This is a genomic window from Nonomuraea sp. WAC 01424 (genome assembly GCF_003947315.1).
Lineage (GTDB): Bacteria > Actinomycetota > Actinomycetes > Streptosporangiales > Streptosporangiaceae > Nonomuraea > Nonomuraea spiralis.
Genome location: NZ_QHHZ01000002.1, coordinates 37,008 through 50,894 on the forward strand (window position 1 = coordinate 37,008; position 13,887 = coordinate 50,894).

Sequence of the window (13,887 nt, forward strand, 5' to 3'; positions counted from 1 at the left end):
CACAGCAACTAGTTGACTTGATACTAGTTGCAATGTAACTATCGAGTCATGACCACAGCAGACCGCCCAGAGGGCGTCATGAGCGAGATCCCCGTACTGATCGTCGGCGGCGGCTACGCCGGTCTCGCCTCCGCCCTGTTCCTGTCGCACCACGGCGTGCCCTGCGTGCTCGTCGACCGCCACCCCGGCGTGTCGATCCTGGGCAGGGCGCGCGGCATCAACCCGCGCACCATGGAGATCTACCGGCCGCTCGGCCTGGAGCAGGCCGTCAAGGAGGCCGGCCGGCCCTTCGACGAGGAGGGGGGCGTGGCCCGCTGCGAGACGCTGGCCGGCGAATGGCACTGGATCTTCGAAGGCGGCTCCTCCCGGGCGATGCCCGAGCTGACCGCGGGCGAGTTCGGCATGGCCGACCAGAGCACGGTCGAGCCGATCCTGGCCGACGCCGCCCGCGCCCGGGGCGCCGACCTGCGCTTCGACACCAGGTGCCGATCGATCGAGCCCGACGCCGACGGCGTCACGGTGGTGACCGAGGACACCCGAACCGGCGAGCGCCGGACGCTACGGGCCCGCTACCTGATCGCCGCCGACGGCTACCGCGGCACGATCAGGGACCAGCTGGGCATCGCCCGCGAGGGGCTGGGCGTCCTGCGCAGTTACCTGTCCTTCGTCCTCAAGGCCGACCTGTCCGAGCTGGTCAGCAAGCGGGCGCTGTTCTGGATCCTCGGCGGCCCCGGCGTGGCGGCCTCGGGCGCGATGGTCTCCCACGCGCTGCCCGGCCACTGGGGCATGGCCCTGACGTACGACCCCGCCGCCGAGTCGCCCGCCGACTTCACCGACGAGCGCCTGACCGCCGCGGCCAAGGAGCTCATCGGCCGCGACCTGCCCGTGGAGATCGTCAGCAGGGCCGCGTGGGAAGAGGCGGTGGGCGTGGCCGACCGCTACCGGGAGGGACGGGTCTTCCTGGTCGGGGACGCGGCGCACGTGTGGCCGCCGGCCGGCGGGCTGGGCGCCAACTCGGCCGTCCAGGACGCGCACAACCTGGCCTGGAAGCTGGCCGCCGTGCTCGACGGGCTGGCCGGCGACGCGCTGCTCGACACCTACGAGGCCGAACGCCGTCCGGTCGCGCTGGCGCTGGCCGACCTCACCGTACGCAGCCAGGCGGCCAGGTTCGGCCCCGACCCCGAGGACGACCCGCTGGACCACGTCCTGGCCGTCCTGGGGCAGCGCTACCGGTCGTCGGCGACGGCCGGCGCGGAGCACGAGACGGTGTTCGGCGACGCGGTGGCCCAGCACGCCCGTCCCGGCACCCGTGCCCCGCACCTCTGGCTCGACCGGGACGGCACGCGTATCGGCGTGCACGACCTGTTCCACGACGCGTTCGTGTTGTTGTGCGGGCCCGGCGGCACGGACTGGGCAAAGGCCGCACCGCCCGGCGTACGGGTGCACCAGGTGGGCGGCGACCTGCTCGACGTCGAGGACGCCTGGGCCGCGCGCTACGGCGACGCCGCCGCGGTCTTGGTCCGCCCCGACGGGTACGTGGCCTGGCGGGCCGCCGGCCCGGCGGTCGAGGGCGAGGTCAGCCGCGTGCTGGGGCAGGTGCTCGGAGCCGGAGTTCCAGTTCCAGGTAGTGCCTGATCGGGATGCCGTCGGACTCGGCCGGGATGGCCGGCTTGAGCTTCCTCGCCTCGTCGGCGGCGTTCCGGTGCAGGGCGACGAGGTCGAACCCGTACCGCTGGTAGAACCGCAGCGCGTGGGTGTTGTCATTGGTGGTCATCAGCCACAACCGCGCCGCGCCCAGCTCGGCCGCCACACCGCGTACGGCCTCCAGCAGCGCCCTGCCCACGCCCTTGCCCGGGATGACGGCGTCGATCGTCACGACCTCCACCGCGTCACCCCGGTCGGCGTAGGTGAGGACGCCGGCCACGTCCTGGTCCAGGTGGGCGAGGAACCCGGGCAGGCCCGCCGCGTCGACCATCTCGCCGCGACCGACGGCCATCACCGTCGACCCGCCCCAGCTTCCGGTCAGCACGCGCGTCACGGTCTGCAGATCCCGTGGCTCAAGAGGACGCACAGAAATCGACATGACCCTCATTATGTGACTCATGCGATGGATTACGTTCGACTGTTTCGGCACTCTCATCGACTGGCGGCACGGCATCGGCACGAGCCTGGAGCTGATCGCGCCGGCCAAGGGGGACGACCTGCTGGCGGCGTACCTGCGGCACGAGAACGACGTCGAGGCCGCCGCCCCGCGGACGCGCTACCGCGAGGTCATGGCCGAGGCGCTGCGCCGGGCCTGCGCCGACCTCGACGTCACGCTGAACGACGACGACGCCTCGGTGCTGGCCACCACGCTGCCCTACTGGCCGGTGTTCGGCGAGGTCGGGGCGGAGTTGTCGGCCCTTCGCGCGGCGGGCCTGCGGCTGGCCCTGCTCACCAACTGCGACCGCGACCTGATCGCCCAGACGCTGCGGCGGCTGCCCGTGCCGTTCGACGCGGTGGTGACCGCCGAGGACGTCGGCGCCTACAAACCGGACGAGGCGCACTTCGAACGCTTCAGGAAGGCGTACGAGCCGGCCGAGTGGGTGCACGTTGCTCAGAGCCACTTCCACGACATGATCCCCGCCCGGCGTCTCGGCATCCGCCGGGTGTGGATCAACCGGCACGGCGAGCGGCCCGCCGACGCCGGGGTGGTCCGGGAGGTCCTGCCCGACCTCCGCGGCCTGCTCGCGGCCGTCGAGCGGGCCTGGCGGACCTATTAGAGCCGGCGGGGCTGTTCCAGGACGTCGGCGACGCCTTCGAGGAAGGAGTCGACGTCGGCGATCAGGTAGCCGGCGCGGAGGAGCACGGTCGAGAACCTGGTCTCCCGTACCTCCTTGGCGGTCACCGGGAACTCGGTCGTGCCGCGCAGGGTCGCGACGACGCGGTCGAGGAAGGCGTCGACCTCGTCCTCGTTGTAGCCGGTGCCCATGCGGCCGGGGCGGAAGGCCACGCGCTCGACCCGGGCGGCCTGGGTCTCGAACCACTCCTCGCGCAGCAGCTCCCCGGTGGGTTCGGCCATGGCCAGCCGTACCGGGCGTTTGGCCTGGGTCTCCAGGGCCACCACGAACGCCTCCAGCGCGAAGTCCACCGCGGTCTCGTGGTAGCCGCCGCGTTTGGCGCGGAAGGTCGCGGCGCGGACCTCGTCCGCCGTGACGGGCTCGACCGTGTGCGGGCCCCTTCCCAGGGTCGACTCGATGCGTACGATCAGGGCATCGACCTCCCCGGGGTCATAGCCTGAACGCATAGCCATGACGCGCGGAAAGCGGTTCAAGCCCACTCCTCCTGAGATGTGCTGGGGGTCTCTCCATTGTGAGGCCCTTTATCACGGCCCTGCGCCCTGACATATACCGTTACTGCACCATGCGACTGTTACAGGTCTCTTTCCGATACCGAAGGCGTCAGCCGTTCATCCTCAAGGAGGCCGACGCCCAGCTCGCGGCGGGTGACGTGATCGAGCTGACCGGCGTCAACGGGGCGGGGAAGTCCACCCTGCTGCGGCTCCTGGCGGGTCTCGCGGCGCCCACAGGGGGCCGGATCACCGACCGTCCCGCCGTCGTGGGCTTCGCCCCCGACCGCTTCCCGACCGCCCAGCCGTTCACGGTGACGGCCTACCTGACGCACATGGCCTCCGTACGGGGCGGCGCCCGGTGGCGGCCCTGGGCCGAACGCCTGAACATGGGCCACCTCCTCGGCCTGCCGCTCGGCGAGCTGTCCAAGGGCAGCGCGCACAAGGTCGGCCTGGTCCAGGCGCTGATGGCGGACCCGGGCCTGCTGATACTCGACGAGCCGTTCGCCGGCCTGGACGCCGACGCCCGCGAGACGCTGCCCGCCGTGGCCGCCGAGGTCGCCGAGCGCGGCGGCATCGTCGTCGCCAGCGACCACCAGGGCGGGCTGCGCGACCTGCCCGGACTCCGCTCCTGGTCGATCGTGGACGGCCACCTCAAGGAGGCCGCCCCCGCGGCCCCCGTGCCGGAACGCGCGTCGGCCACTGTGTCGGCCACTGTGTCGGCCACTGTGGCTGTCACGCTGCCCGCCGACGAGCTCCCGCTCTTCCTGACCAGGATGCGCGCCCAGGGTTACCGGGCCCAAGAGATCGACGCCCCCGACTTCCCCCCGTCCGAGGAGCCCGGATGATCGCCCTGGCCGTCTTCCGCCTGGCCGCCTACGTCCGGTCGCACCGCGTGCACCAGGCGCTCCTGCTCACCCTCGCCATGCTCGCGATCGTGTACGGCAGCCGCGCCCCCAGGGGCACCGAGGCCGCCGTACTGGCCGACGGCGCCGTGCTGATCATCCCCATCCTGGCCTGGGCCACGAGAAGCCTCCTGGACACCGAGCCCGACCAGCAGCGCGAGATGTCGGCGATCACCGTGGGCGGGCGCGGCAAGGAGGTGGCGGCGGGACTGCTCGCGAGCCTGGCCGCCTGCGGGGTGCTGGCCGCCCTCGGCCTCGGCTGGGCCGTCCTGCTGGTCCTGAGCGAGCGTCCCGGCGGGGACGTGCTCGGCGCGGCGCTCGTCCTGCACGGCCTGGCCGTGCTCGCCGGGATCGCGCTGGCCACGTTCACCAGCCGGGCCGTGCTGCGTTCGCCCGCGGTCTCGATCATGTCGTTGCTGCTCGGCTTCCTGGTGATGTTGTTGCTCAGCGCGTCGCCGGCGTACTGGCTGACGGTGCCGGTGATCGTCTGGATGCGCGCGGCCACCGCAGGCGACCTGCTCGACCAGCTTCCCCAGCTGACCGCGATCTCCCTGGCCTGGTGCCTGGCGGGACTCGCCCTGTATGCCTGGCGCCGCCATAGGGTAGGTTAGTAAGCACTCACCCACCCCTAAGGAGGCAACGGTGAAGGTGATCTGCCTGGGTGACAGCATCACTCGCGGACAGGTGAGCGTCGACTACGTGGCCATGGTGCGGGACCGGCTGCCCGACGCGACCGTGATCAACGCGGGTGTCAACTACGAGCCGTCGTCCGAGCTGCTCAAACGCCTCGACGACGTGGTGGCGCAGGATCCGGACGTGGTCACCGTGCTCATCGGCACCAACGACGCCAACGCCACGCTGAGCGACAAGCGGGCACGTGGCCTGCGCAAGCGCTGGAAGCTCACGGAGACCCCCACGGCCGCCGCGTACGCCGCCAACCTGACGGCCATCGCCGCCCGCCTGCAGAACGAGACCATGGCCCGCGTCGCGCTGATGTCCCCGCCGGTCATCGGCGAGGACCTGGACTCGCTTCCGGTGCGCCGCACCCGTGAGTTCGCCGAGATCGTCAGGACGGTCGCCGCCGAGCAGGGCGTCACGTACCTGCCGCTCAACGAACGTATGACCGCCGACCTGGAGGGCACCTCACCCGGCACCCACTACCGCCCCGAGGGCAACCAGGCACAGACCGCCGCGATCCAGCACTTCCTGCTCGGCCGTAGCCTGGACGCCATCTCCCATGGCCGCGGCCTGCGGCTCACCACCGACACTGTGCACCTGAACAGCCGGGGCGCCGCCATGATCGCCGACCTGGTCCAGAGCTTCGCGGCCCGCTCGACGGCGACGGCGTAGAAGGCGGGACAGGGGCGATCAGATCACCGCCCGGACCGGAAGGCTACTCGGCCGCGGCGAGCTGGCCGCAGGCGCCGTCGATCTCGCGGCCCCGCGTGTCGCGCACGGTCACCGGCACCCCGTGGAACTCCAGCCGGCGCACGAACGCCCGCTCGTCCTCCGGCCGGGAGGCCGTCCACTTCGAGCCCGGCGTGGGGTTGAGCGGGATCAGGTTGACGTGCACGAGCTTGTTCCTGACCAGCTTGCCGAGCAGGTCGGCCCGCCACTCCTGGTCGTTGATGTCCTTGATCAAGGCGTACTCGATGGAGATGCGGCGCTTGGTCCTCGCCGCGTACGACCAGGCCGCGTCGAGGACCTCGGCCACCTTCCAGCGCGTGTTGATCGGCACGAGCGTGTCACGCAGCTCGTCGTCGGGAGCGTGCAGGGACAACGCGAGCGTGACCGGCAGGCCCTCGTCGGCGAGCTTGCCGATGGCGGGCACCAGGCCGACGGTCGAGACCGTGACGCCACGCGCGGAGATGCCGAGGCCGTGCGGCGCGGGCTCCACGATGCGGCGCACGGCGCCGATCACCTGCTTGTAGTTGGCCAGCGGCTCGCCCATGCCCATGAAGACGATGTTGCTCACCCGGCCCGGCCCGCCCGGCACCTCGCCCGCCGCCAGCGCGCGGGCGCCGGAGACCACCTGCTCGACGATCTCGGCGGTGGACATGTTACGGGTCAGGCCCGCCTGGCCGGTGGCGCAGAACGGGCAGTTCATGCCGCACCCGGCCTGCGAGGACACGCACATCGTGACCCGGTCGGGGTAGCGCATGAGCACCGACTCGACCAGCGCGCCGTCGAACAGCCGCCACAGGGTCTTGCGGGTCGTGCCGCCGTCGGTGGTCAGCTCCTTGACCGGCGTGAGCAGCGTGGGCAGCAGCGCCGACAACTTCTCGCGGGCCGCGGCCGGCAGGTCGGTCATCGCGCCGACGTCGGCGGTGTGACGCTCGAAGTAGTGGCGCGAGAGCTGGTCGGCGCGGAACGCCTTCTCCCCCAGCTCGGTGACCGCGGCCCGGCGGTCGGCCATCGACAGGTCCGCCAGATGCCGCGCGGGCTTGGCCCGCCGCGGCGCGACGAAGGTGAGCTGGCCTGGCTGCTGGGACACGTTCCTGCCTTTGCTTGGGGAGTTGCTCGGCTTGGGGGACTTACGGGATTTCTCCTCGGCCAGGTTAGTGAACGCCTGCGGCCGAGGTGGCATTCCTGGTCACGGTACGGCTCGCGTCAGGGTCACCAACCGATCTACAGTCATCTCGTATGGCGATTTTCCGGTCGGCATCTGGCGAGGGTGGGGCCGAGGTCGTCCTCGCCGCCGGTAACCCCTACGGCAGCCGCACGCTCGTGGTCGAGCGGGACGAGGACTCCTCGGTAGCTTACCTGTGCTCGCCCGACGGCGCCGTCCACGGAGCCGTATGGCTGGCCAATCACCGGCCGGCCCCGGCCGTGCTCGACCTGGCCAGGATCAACTCCGGCCTGCCGCCGCTGATGCCCAGGGGCAACACGCTGCACCCCGAGGGCCGCAGGCCGCTCGGCCAGCTGTCCGCCCTGTGGTTCGAGGAGGGCGACGGCGTCGCCCTCTACGAGGACGACGACCTGCTCGCGGTCATCCCCGGCTGGGCCGACATGAGCAGGGGCATGCCCGGGTACGCCCGCGACGCCGTGGGCGAGTCGCCGTTCGCGTGGGCGTTGTCGGAGGCGCTGGAGGGGCTGCGGCCGCGCATCTCCAACGCCAGGTCCTACTGGCGCTGGCGGCACGGCGAGGGTTCGTGGCCGTCGTTCCAGCAGTTCGTCATGGGCCATCTCGACGGGGTGCTGGGCCCGGCGGGCCGCTACTGGGACGCCAGCGGCGAGCGCCTGCCGACCGTCGGCATCACCGAACGGCCCCCGTACGAGGGGCGTGAGCTGACCGTGTTGTCCACGGTGGGGATGAGCTGCCAGCGTATGCCGACGGTCGAGCAGTGGATCGACCGTCCCGACGCGTACGCCAGGATCGAGCTGGCCGTGGCCACCCGCGACGACCCCAGGGACGCGGCGCTGCTGCTGGTGTGGCTGGCGCAGTATCCGTGGCACTCGGTCACCTGGCTCGGCCACGGGCACACGGCCAAGTGGTACCACGAGCCTTCGACGTTCCCGTTGGGGCCGCAGTACTCGGGGGTCCTCATGCGGGCCGACGCTCCGGACATGCCAGACATGTCGGGGTTCGCGTTCGGCGGGGAGGCCGTACGGTGGTTGTGGCTCACCCCCGTGACCACGGAGGCGCTAGAGGAACAGCGTCAGTAGCAGCCAGACCGGCACCAGCGTGGTCACCAGCGAGTCGAGGCGGTCCATCAGGCCGCCGTGGCCCGGCAGGATCGTGCCGAGGTCCTTGATGCCGAGGTCCCGCTTGATCATCGACTCGATGAGGTCGCCCACGGTCGCCAGCAGCGCCGCCAGCGCCCCGATCAGCGCGCCCAGCCGGGGCGGGCCGTCCAGCAGCCACGTCACCAGCCAGCCGCCGACCAGCGTGCAGGCGATCATCGACCCGGCGAACCCCTCCCAGGTCTTCTTCGGGCTGATGACCGTCATCTTGTGCCTGCCGAACAGCACACCGGCGGCGTAACCGCCGATGTCGCTGGCCACGGTCACCGCGATGAAGATCAGTACCCGGTCACGGCCGTCGGGCGGCGCGAGCAGCAATGCCGCGAACGCCGCCAGCATCGCCGGGTAGAACAGCGTGAACACCGAGGCCGTGCCGTCGCGCACGTAACCGTCCGTGCCGTCGCTGAACATCCGCCAGACCAGCAACACGAACGCGAACACCGCGAAGGCCGCCAGCAACCAGAAGGCCCCGCCCCAGTACGCCCCCGCCTGCATGGCCACCAGGCCGGCGAGCACGGGCACGGCCGGGACCTTGATCCCGCGGGTGGCGAACGCCTTGGTCAGCTCCAGCACGCCGACGCCCACGCAGGCCACCATCACCAGGAGGAAGAGCTCCTTGACCGTGTAGAGGGTGCCGAGGACCAGCGCCCCCAGCCCCACACCCACCGCGATCGCGGCCGGCAGGTTCCTTCCGGTACGGCCGCCGCCGCTCGGGCCGGTGCCGGCCGTACGTTCTTCCACAGACACTCTCCATGTGCCACGGCCCCCGCCTTCCGGCGAGGGCCGCGAGGGCGTGCCGCTCAGACCTCGAGCAGCTCGGCTTCCTTGTGCTTGAGCAGCTCGTCGATCTTGGCGACGTGCTTCTGGGTGAGGTCGTCGAGTTCCTTCTCCGCGCGACGGACCTCGTCCTCGCCCGCCTCGCCGTCCTTGATCATCTTGTCGAGGGCCTCCTTGGCCGTACGACGGATGTTCCGGATCGACACCTTGGCGTGCTCGCCCTTGTTCTTGGCGACCTTGATGTACTCCTTGCGGCGCTCCTCGGAAAGCTCCGGGAACGACACGCGGATCACGTCGCCGTTGTCGGTCGGGTTGACGCCGAGGTCGGAGTCGCGAATGGCCTTCTCGATCGCGCCCATCGCACTCTTGTCGTAGGGCTGGATGATGACCATGCGCGCCTCGGGCACGTGGAACGAGGCCAACTGCTGGATCGGTGTCGGAGCGCCGTAGTACTCCGCACTGATCTTGTTGAACATCGCGGGGGTGACCCGGCCGGTCCGGATGGTGGCGAAGTCTTCCTTCGCGACCGAAACGGCCTTGTCCATCTTTTCCTCGGCTTCGAGGAGGGTTTCGTCGATCACAGCGGCTCCCTGTCTACTAGCTGGCGGTGTCGGGCTAGCTCCCTCATTTGCCTGCGGGACTCACCAGCGTGCCGATTTTCTCACCGCGTACCGCTCGCAGGATGTTGCCCTCGCCCATCAGGTCGAAGACCACGATCGGCAGATCGTTGTCCTTGCACAGGCTGATCGCGGTCGCGTCCATGACCGCGAGGTCGCGGAGCAGCACCTCGCCGTAGTCAAGATGGTCGAACCGGACCGCGTCGGGGTTCTTGCGCGGGTCGGAATCGTAGATCCCGTCGACCTGCGTGCCCTTGAGCAGCGCCTCGGCGCCGATCTCCAGGGCCCGCTGCGACGCCGCGGTGTCGGTGGAGAAGTACGGCGACCCGAGCCCCGCGCCGAAGATGACCACGCGCCCCTTCTCAAGGTGCCTGATCGCGCGTCGCGGCAGGAACGGCTCGGCGACCTGCTGCATGGTGATGGCGGTCTGGACGCGGGTCTCGACACCCCGCCTCTCCAGGAAGTCCTGCAACGCCAGGCAGTTGATCACCGTGCCGAGCATGCCCATGTAGTCGGCCCTGGCCCGGTCGATGCCGCCCTGGGACAGGGTGGCGCCGCGGAACATGTTCCCCCCGCCGACCACGACCGCGACCTGCACGCCCTCGCGCACGGCCTCGGTGATCGAGTCGGCCAGGTGGTCGACGACTCCCGGGTCGATGCCCAGCGGGTCGTCTCCGGCGAACGCCTCGCCTGACAGCTTCAACATCACCCGCTTCCACCTCAGTGGACTCTGCGGGCTGGGTGATGAGGAAGCCGCCGTCCGTGTGGATTCGTGGGCTGACTCCCGGTGGTCCTGCACGGCGGCGGCCTCCTTCATAGGGTGGAACTCTGGGCAGGCAGTTTGCTCAAGCCTAAGCCTGGCCGACCTTGAAACGGACGAACGCGAGAACCTCGACGCCGTTCTCGTCGGCGTACTTGCCCACGCTCTTCTTGTTGTCCTTCACGAACGCCTGCTGCAGCAGGGTGAAGTCCTTGTACCAGCCGTTGACGCGACCCTCGACGATCTTGCCGATGGCGGCCTCGGGCTTGCCCTCCTCGCGGGTCATCTCCTCGAAGAGCTTGCGCTCCTTCTCGACGACCTCGGCGGGGACGGAGTCGGCCTTGAGGTACTGCGGGGCCATCGCCGCGGCGTGCTGGGCGATGTCCTTGGCGACCTCGGCGTTGGGCTTGTCGAGCTGCACCAGCACGCCGACCGCCGGCGGCAGCGCCGGGTCGGTCTTGTGCATGTACGCACCGATGTAGCCGCCCTCGAGCACGGCGAAGCGGCGGATCTCGATCTTCTCGCCGAGCGCGGCGTTGGCCACGTCCAGGTGCTCCCTGACGGTCTTGCCGTCGAAGGAGGAGTCCAGCAGCGTCGCCACGTCGGCGGGCTTGCTGTCCAGGATGTGCGCGACCACACCGGCGGCCAGCTCCTGGAAGCGCTCGCCCTTGGCCACGAAGTCGGTCTCGCAGTTGAGCTCGAGCAGGGCGGCGGAGGAGTCGCTGTCCTGCTTCAGCGCGACGAGGCCGTTGGAGGCCGTACGGGCCTCACGCTTGCCCACGTCCTTGGCGCCCTTGAGACGCAGGAGCTCGATGGCGCGGTCGAAGTCGCCGTCGGACTCCTCAAGCGCCCTCTTGCAGTCCATCATGCCGGCAGCGGTGATCTCGCGAAGCCGCTTGACGTCGGCCATGTTCACGGAAGCCATTGCTCTTTTTCCTTGTGGGATTTCGTCGTCGTCGTGGATCGGGGTGGACGCCCGGGGCGCCCTCCCCTGGTCGGTACGGCAGGCGTGTGCCGTACCGGGAAGCAGGGCCTTGTCGTGCGCGGGTCGTACGGTCCGGCTCTGCTCGGTCAGACTCGGTCTCGCTGGGTCTTGCTGGGTCTTGCACAGTCAGGCATGGTCTGGATCGGTCTTGCGTCCGGATCGGTCTTGCGTGGTCCGGCTCTGCTCGGTCTCAGGCGGCGGTGCTCGGGTCGTGCTCTCGTACCGCCCCCACCCCAGCCTAGGCCCGGGCCTGCGCCTTCACCTGAGCCAGAGCCCCGGCTCGGGCCTTTGAGCGAGTCCCGGACCGTCACCTCCGGCCTGAGCCAGACCTCGGACGGTCGCCTTCGGCCTGAGCCAGACCTTCGGGCCGTCGCCTCCGGCCTGAACCTCGGCTCGGGCCCGGGTCGGCCCCCGGGACCTTGATCCTGGCCTGAGCCTGGGCTCGGGCCGGGTCGATCCTGGGGTCTTGCCCGGGTTTGCGCCTGTCCGGGGCGGATGCCCGCCGGTGGAGCTCCGCTCCGCCTCGCCCGGCATACTGCCCAGCGAGGCTCGGCTTATCGCTCCGGGCCGATGGTCATCCTGCCTTGGCCTACCGCCTCGGCGAGGGTGCCGTCCTGCCCGGCTCGCCGTCCTGGCCGGGCCGTTTGCCCGGCCGAGACGCGTACCTTGCCCTTCGAACCCCTCAGCCCCAACAGGACCTCGGCCCGGCGAACCTTCGCTCAGCCCCTTGCGGGACCTCAGCCCGGCGGAACGTCGGCCCCGCTGGACCTCTCAGCCCTTGCGGGACCTCGGCCCGCTGGACCCTCGCTCAGCCCGGCGCCCGCCCCGCGCCGCGGTCGATGCCGACCGGTGGCGCGGAGCCGGCGCCTGAACCATGTCACTCAACCGTGCCCGGCCTCACGACCGAACCCGGCGACCGGGTCTCAGGCCTGCGGCTCGGACTCGGCGGCCTCAGCGGCCTCCGGAGCCTCAGCGGCCGGAGCAGCCTCGGCGGGAGCCTCAGCGGCCGGAGCCTCGTCGGCAGGGGCCTCGGCGGCAGGGGCCTCAGCGGCGGGAGCCTCCTCGGCGGCGGCCTCAGGAGCGGCCTCCTCCGCGGCGGCGGCCTGACCCTGGCCCTGCTCGATGAGCTCGCGCTCCCACTCGGCCAGCGGCTCGGCGGCGGCCGGCTTCTCGTCACCGCGGGCGGCGCCGGAGCGAGCCATCAGACCGGCGGCGACACCGTCGGCGACGACCCGGGTCAGCAGGCCGACGGCGCGGATGGCGTCGTCGTTGCCCGGGATCGGGTAGTCGACCTCGTCGGGGTCGCAGTTGGTGTCGAGGATCGCGACGACCGGGATGCCAAGCTTCTTGGCCTCGCTGATCGCGATGTGCTCCTTCTTCGTGTCCACGACCCACACCGCGCTGGGCACGCGGCCCATGTCGCGGATGCCGCCGAGCGTGCGCTCAAGCTTGTCCTTCTCACGACGGCGCATGAGGAGCTCCTTCTTGGTGAGCCCCGAGCCGGCGACGTTGTCGAAGTCGAGCTCCTCGAGCTCCTTCAGACGCTGAAGCCTCTTGTGCACGGTGGAGAAGTTGGTGAGCATGCCGCCTAGCCAGCGCTGGTTCACGTACGGCATCCCGACCCGCGCGGCCTGCTCGGAGATGGCCTCCTGAGCCTGCTTCTTGGTGCCGATGAACAGGATCGTGCCGCCGTGGGCGACGGTCTCCTTGACGAAGTCGTAGGCACGGTCGATGTACGACAGCGACTTCTGCAGGTCGATGATGTAGATGCCGTTGCGCTCGGTGAAGATGAAGCGCTTCATCTTCGGGTTCCACCGGCGGGTCTGGTGGCCGAAGTGAACGCCGCTCTCGAGCAGCTGTCGCATGGTGACGACGGGGGCCATGTGATGGTCCTCCAGGTCTGGGCGCCCTGCGGATGGGCGCGGTTCTCGGTTGTGCCGCGGCAGCGCGTTGTCTACCGCCCTGATGCCCCAAAACCGCTCCAGCCGGGCCGAGGCCCGGACCGAGGGTGCGGTCCGCAACGGGGCATGCGAAGTCGGCCTGTTGCCACAGGCCATCGAAAAGTCTACCTCCCACACCGCCCCAGGCTGACCGTCTGAGGTCAAACCGACATTCCCGGTACGGCTCAGCCCGCATCGTGATCCTCGGTGGGCAACCCCGGGGTCACCCTCGGGGCGAGCGGGAAGAGATTGATCTGCGCCTCGGCGACCCTGGCCCCGCTCGGCGCGTCCTCGGGGCTGCGCTGATGAGCGATGTACGGCTCCAGCAGCTTCTCGATCTCCTCGCTCAGCCGCCCCATCTCGCCCGCGTCAACCCTGATCCGGGTACGGCCGAACCGGGTCACGTCGCGCCATTCGTCCGGCTCGTGCACCGTTCTGGCCAGGGCCCGGTCCGCCTCGTCGCCGGCTTCCTTCCGGAACGCGTTGATCAGCATGTTCTTGGCGTCCCGGACCTCCGGCTGGTCGTCCGGCAGGACTCCCACGCTGAACGGCTTGTGCGTCGATCTCCACAACCGTTCCCGCCCGTCACCTCTGGGCGGGGCGTCCTCGACGAACCCGTACTTGGCCAGCATGCGCAGGTGGTAGCTGGCGGCGCTGGGCGTGATCCCCGCGATCTCCGCCACCTCGGTGGCCGTGGCACTGCCTTCCACACCGAGCCGGTTGAGGATCATCAGCCTCGCCGGGTGAGCCAGCGCCCGCATCATCTTGGGATCGCTGAGCCCCTCCATGTCCTGCGTCATGTGCCAAAGGTACCCGCCGACAGATGTGAAG

Annotated in this window: 15 protein-coding genes; 6 read left to right on the top strand and 9 right to left on the bottom strand. The window is 70.4% G+C overall.

Going from position 1 to position 13,887, the window contains the following annotated elements; genetic code table 11:
* Nucleotides 1–48 precede the first annotated feature (48 nt).
* Nucleotides 49–1,635: an FAD-dependent monooxygenase gene (locus tag DMB42_RS05445; protein WP_260477509.1), complete on the top strand. Its 1,587-nt coding sequence runs from the start codon at nucleotides 49–51 to the stop codon at nucleotides 1,633–1,635.
* Here DMB42_RS05445 and DMB42_RS05450 read toward each other — a convergent pair.
* Nucleotides 1,577–2,083 (bottom strand): N-acetyltransferase, encoded by a 507-nt coding sequence (locus DMB42_RS05450; protein WP_185844478.1) that lies wholly within the window; start codon nucleotides 2,081–2,083, stop codon nucleotides 1,577–1,579. The two genes, DMB42_RS05445 and DMB42_RS05450, sit on opposite strands and share 59 nt — an antisense overlap.
* Before the next feature lie 19 nt (nucleotides 2,084–2,102).
* Between DMB42_RS05450 and DMB42_RS05455 the strand changes: the two genes are divergently transcribed.
* Nucleotides 2,103–2,762, top strand: a complete 660-nt coding sequence (locus DMB42_RS05455; RefSeq protein WP_125631317.1) for an HAD family hydrolase — start codon at nucleotides 2,103–2,105, stop codon at nucleotides 2,760–2,762.
* Here the strand turns inward: DMB42_RS05455 and DMB42_RS05460 are convergent.
* The gene (locus tag DMB42_RS05460; protein WP_185844479.1) at nucleotides 2,759–3,286 is read right to left on the bottom strand and encodes a DivIVA domain-containing protein; all 528 of its coding nucleotides are present in this window, start codon (nucleotides 3,284–3,286) and stop codon (nucleotides 2,759–2,761) included. The two genes, DMB42_RS05455 and DMB42_RS05460, sit on opposite strands and share 4 nt — an antisense overlap.
* A 116-nt stretch (nucleotides 3,287–3,402) precedes the next feature.
* Here DMB42_RS05460 and DMB42_RS05465 point away from each other — a divergent pair, with 116 nt between their 5' ends.
* Genes DMB42_RS05465 through DMB42_RS05475 form a run of 3 tightly spaced genes read left to right on the top strand, consistent with a single transcriptional unit; the run spans nucleotide 3,403 to nucleotide 5,583 of the window.
* Nucleotides 3,403–4,176, top strand: coding sequence for an ATP-binding cassette domain-containing protein (locus DMB42_RS05465; RefSeq protein WP_125631321.1), 774 nt, complete (start codon nucleotides 3,403–3,405; stop codon nucleotides 4,174–4,176).
* Entirely contained in the window at nucleotides 4,173–4,844 is a 672-nt protein-coding gene (locus DMB42_RS05470) for a hypothetical protein (protein WP_125631323.1), read from the top strand. The genes DMB42_RS05465 and DMB42_RS05470 overlap by 4 nt, the downstream gene beginning before the upstream one ends.
* 31 nt (nucleotides 4,845–4,875) lie before the next feature.
* Nucleotides 4,876–5,583, top strand: coding sequence for an SGNH/GDSL hydrolase family protein (locus tag DMB42_RS05475; RefSeq protein WP_125631325.1), 708 nt, complete (start codon nucleotides 4,876–4,878; stop codon nucleotides 5,581–5,583).
* 43 nt (nucleotides 5,584–5,626) lie between these two features.
* Here DMB42_RS05475 and rlmN read toward each other — a convergent pair whose 3' ends face one another.
* Entirely contained in the window at nucleotides 5,627–6,727 is a 1,101-nt protein-coding gene (rlmN, locus tag DMB42_RS05480; protein WP_125631327.1) for a 23S rRNA (adenine(2503)-C(2))-methyltransferase RlmN, read from the bottom strand.
* 149 nt (nucleotides 6,728–6,876) lie between these two features.
* On the opposite strand from rlmN, the gene DMB42_RS05485 reads away from it, so the two are divergent.
* Nucleotides 6,877–7,899, top strand: a complete 1,023-nt coding sequence (locus tag DMB42_RS05485) for a suppressor of fused domain protein (protein WP_125631329.1) — start codon at nucleotides 6,877–6,879, stop codon at nucleotides 7,897–7,899.
* Here DMB42_RS05485 and DMB42_RS05490 read toward each other — a convergent pair.
* From DMB42_RS05490 to DMB42_RS05515, 6 genes are all read right to left on the bottom strand, one after another.
* On the bottom strand, nucleotides 7,879–8,718 hold the full coding sequence (locus DMB42_RS05490) for a phosphatidate cytidylyltransferase (RefSeq protein WP_260477510.1): 840 nt from the start codon (nucleotides 8,716–8,718) through the stop codon (nucleotides 7,879–7,881). The genes DMB42_RS05485 and DMB42_RS05490 overlap by 21 nt on opposite strands.
* 59 nt (nucleotides 8,719–8,777) lie before the next feature.
* A complete protein-coding gene (gene frr / locus DMB42_RS05495; protein WP_125631332.1) occupies nucleotides 8,778–9,335 on the bottom strand; it encodes a ribosome recycling factor in 558 nt (185 codons plus the stop codon).
* A 43-nt stretch (nucleotides 9,336–9,378) separates the two neighbouring features.
* Entirely contained in the window at nucleotides 9,379–10,077 is a 699-nt protein-coding gene (gene pyrH, locus DMB42_RS05500) for a UMP kinase (protein WP_221762026.1), read from the bottom strand.
* A gap of 145 nt (nucleotides 10,078–10,222) precedes the next feature.
* On the bottom strand, nucleotides 10,223–11,056 hold the full coding sequence (gene tsf / locus DMB42_RS05505) for a translation elongation factor Ts (RefSeq protein ID WP_125631336.1): 834 nt from the start codon (nucleotides 11,054–11,056) through the stop codon (nucleotides 10,223–10,225).
* Nucleotides 11,057–12,039: 983 nt separating this feature from the next.
* On the bottom strand, nucleotides 12,040–12,999 hold the full coding sequence (gene rpsB / locus DMB42_RS05510; protein ID WP_125631338.1) for a 30S ribosomal protein S2: 960 nt from the start codon (nucleotides 12,997–12,999) through the stop codon (nucleotides 12,040–12,042).
* Nucleotides 13,000–13,241: 242 nt separating this feature from the next.
* Nucleotides 13,242–13,856 carry a helix-turn-helix transcriptional regulator gene (locus tag DMB42_RS05515; protein WP_125631340.1) on the bottom strand — a complete coding sequence of 205 codons (615 nt, stop codon included), beginning with the start codon at nucleotides 13,854–13,856 and terminating at the stop codon, nucleotides 13,242–13,244.
* Nucleotides 13,857–13,887: the final 31 nt, after the last annotated feature.

Coding starts and splice junctions, on each gene's coding strand:
- tsf (WP_125631336.1), bottom strand. CDS start 11,056: ATGGCTTCCGTGAACATGGCCGACGTCAAGCGGCTTCGCGAGATCACC.
- rpsB (WP_125631338.1), bottom strand. CDS start 12,999: ATGGCCCCCGTCGTCACCATGCGACAGCTGCTCGAGAGCGGCGTTCAC.
- DMB42_RS05470 (WP_125631323.1), top strand. CDS start 4,173: ATGATCGCCCTGGCCGTCTTCCGCCTGGCCGCCTACGTCCGGTCGCAC.
- DMB42_RS05485 (WP_125631329.1), top strand. CDS start 6,877: ATGGCGATTTTCCGGTCGGCATCTGGCGAGGGTGGGGCCGAGGTCGTC.
- DMB42_RS05455 (WP_125631317.1), top strand. CDS start 2,103: ATGCGATGGATTACGTTCGACTGTTTCGGCACTCTCATCGACTGGCGG.
- DMB42_RS05465 (WP_125631321.1), top strand. CDS start 3,403: ATGCGACTGTTACAGGTCTCTTTCCGATACCGAAGGCGTCAGCCGTTC.
- DMB42_RS05445 (WP_260477509.1), top strand. CDS start 49: ATGACCACAGCAGACCGCCCAGAGGGCGTCATGAGCGAGATCCCCGTA.
- DMB42_RS05450 (WP_185844478.1), bottom strand. CDS start 2,083: ATGTCGATTTCTGTGCGTCCTCTTGAGCCACGGGATCTGCAGACCGTG.
- DMB42_RS05515 (WP_125631340.1), bottom strand. CDS start 13,856: ATGACGCAGGACATGGAGGGGCTCAGCGATCCCAAGATGATGCGGGCG.
- pyrH (WP_221762026.1), bottom strand. CDS start 10,077: ATGTTGAAGCTGTCAGGCGAGGCGTTCGCCGGAGACGACCCGCTGGGC.
- DMB42_RS05460 (WP_185844479.1), bottom strand. CDS start 3,286: ATGCGTTCAGGCTATGACCCCGGGGAGGTCGATGCCCTGATCGTACGC.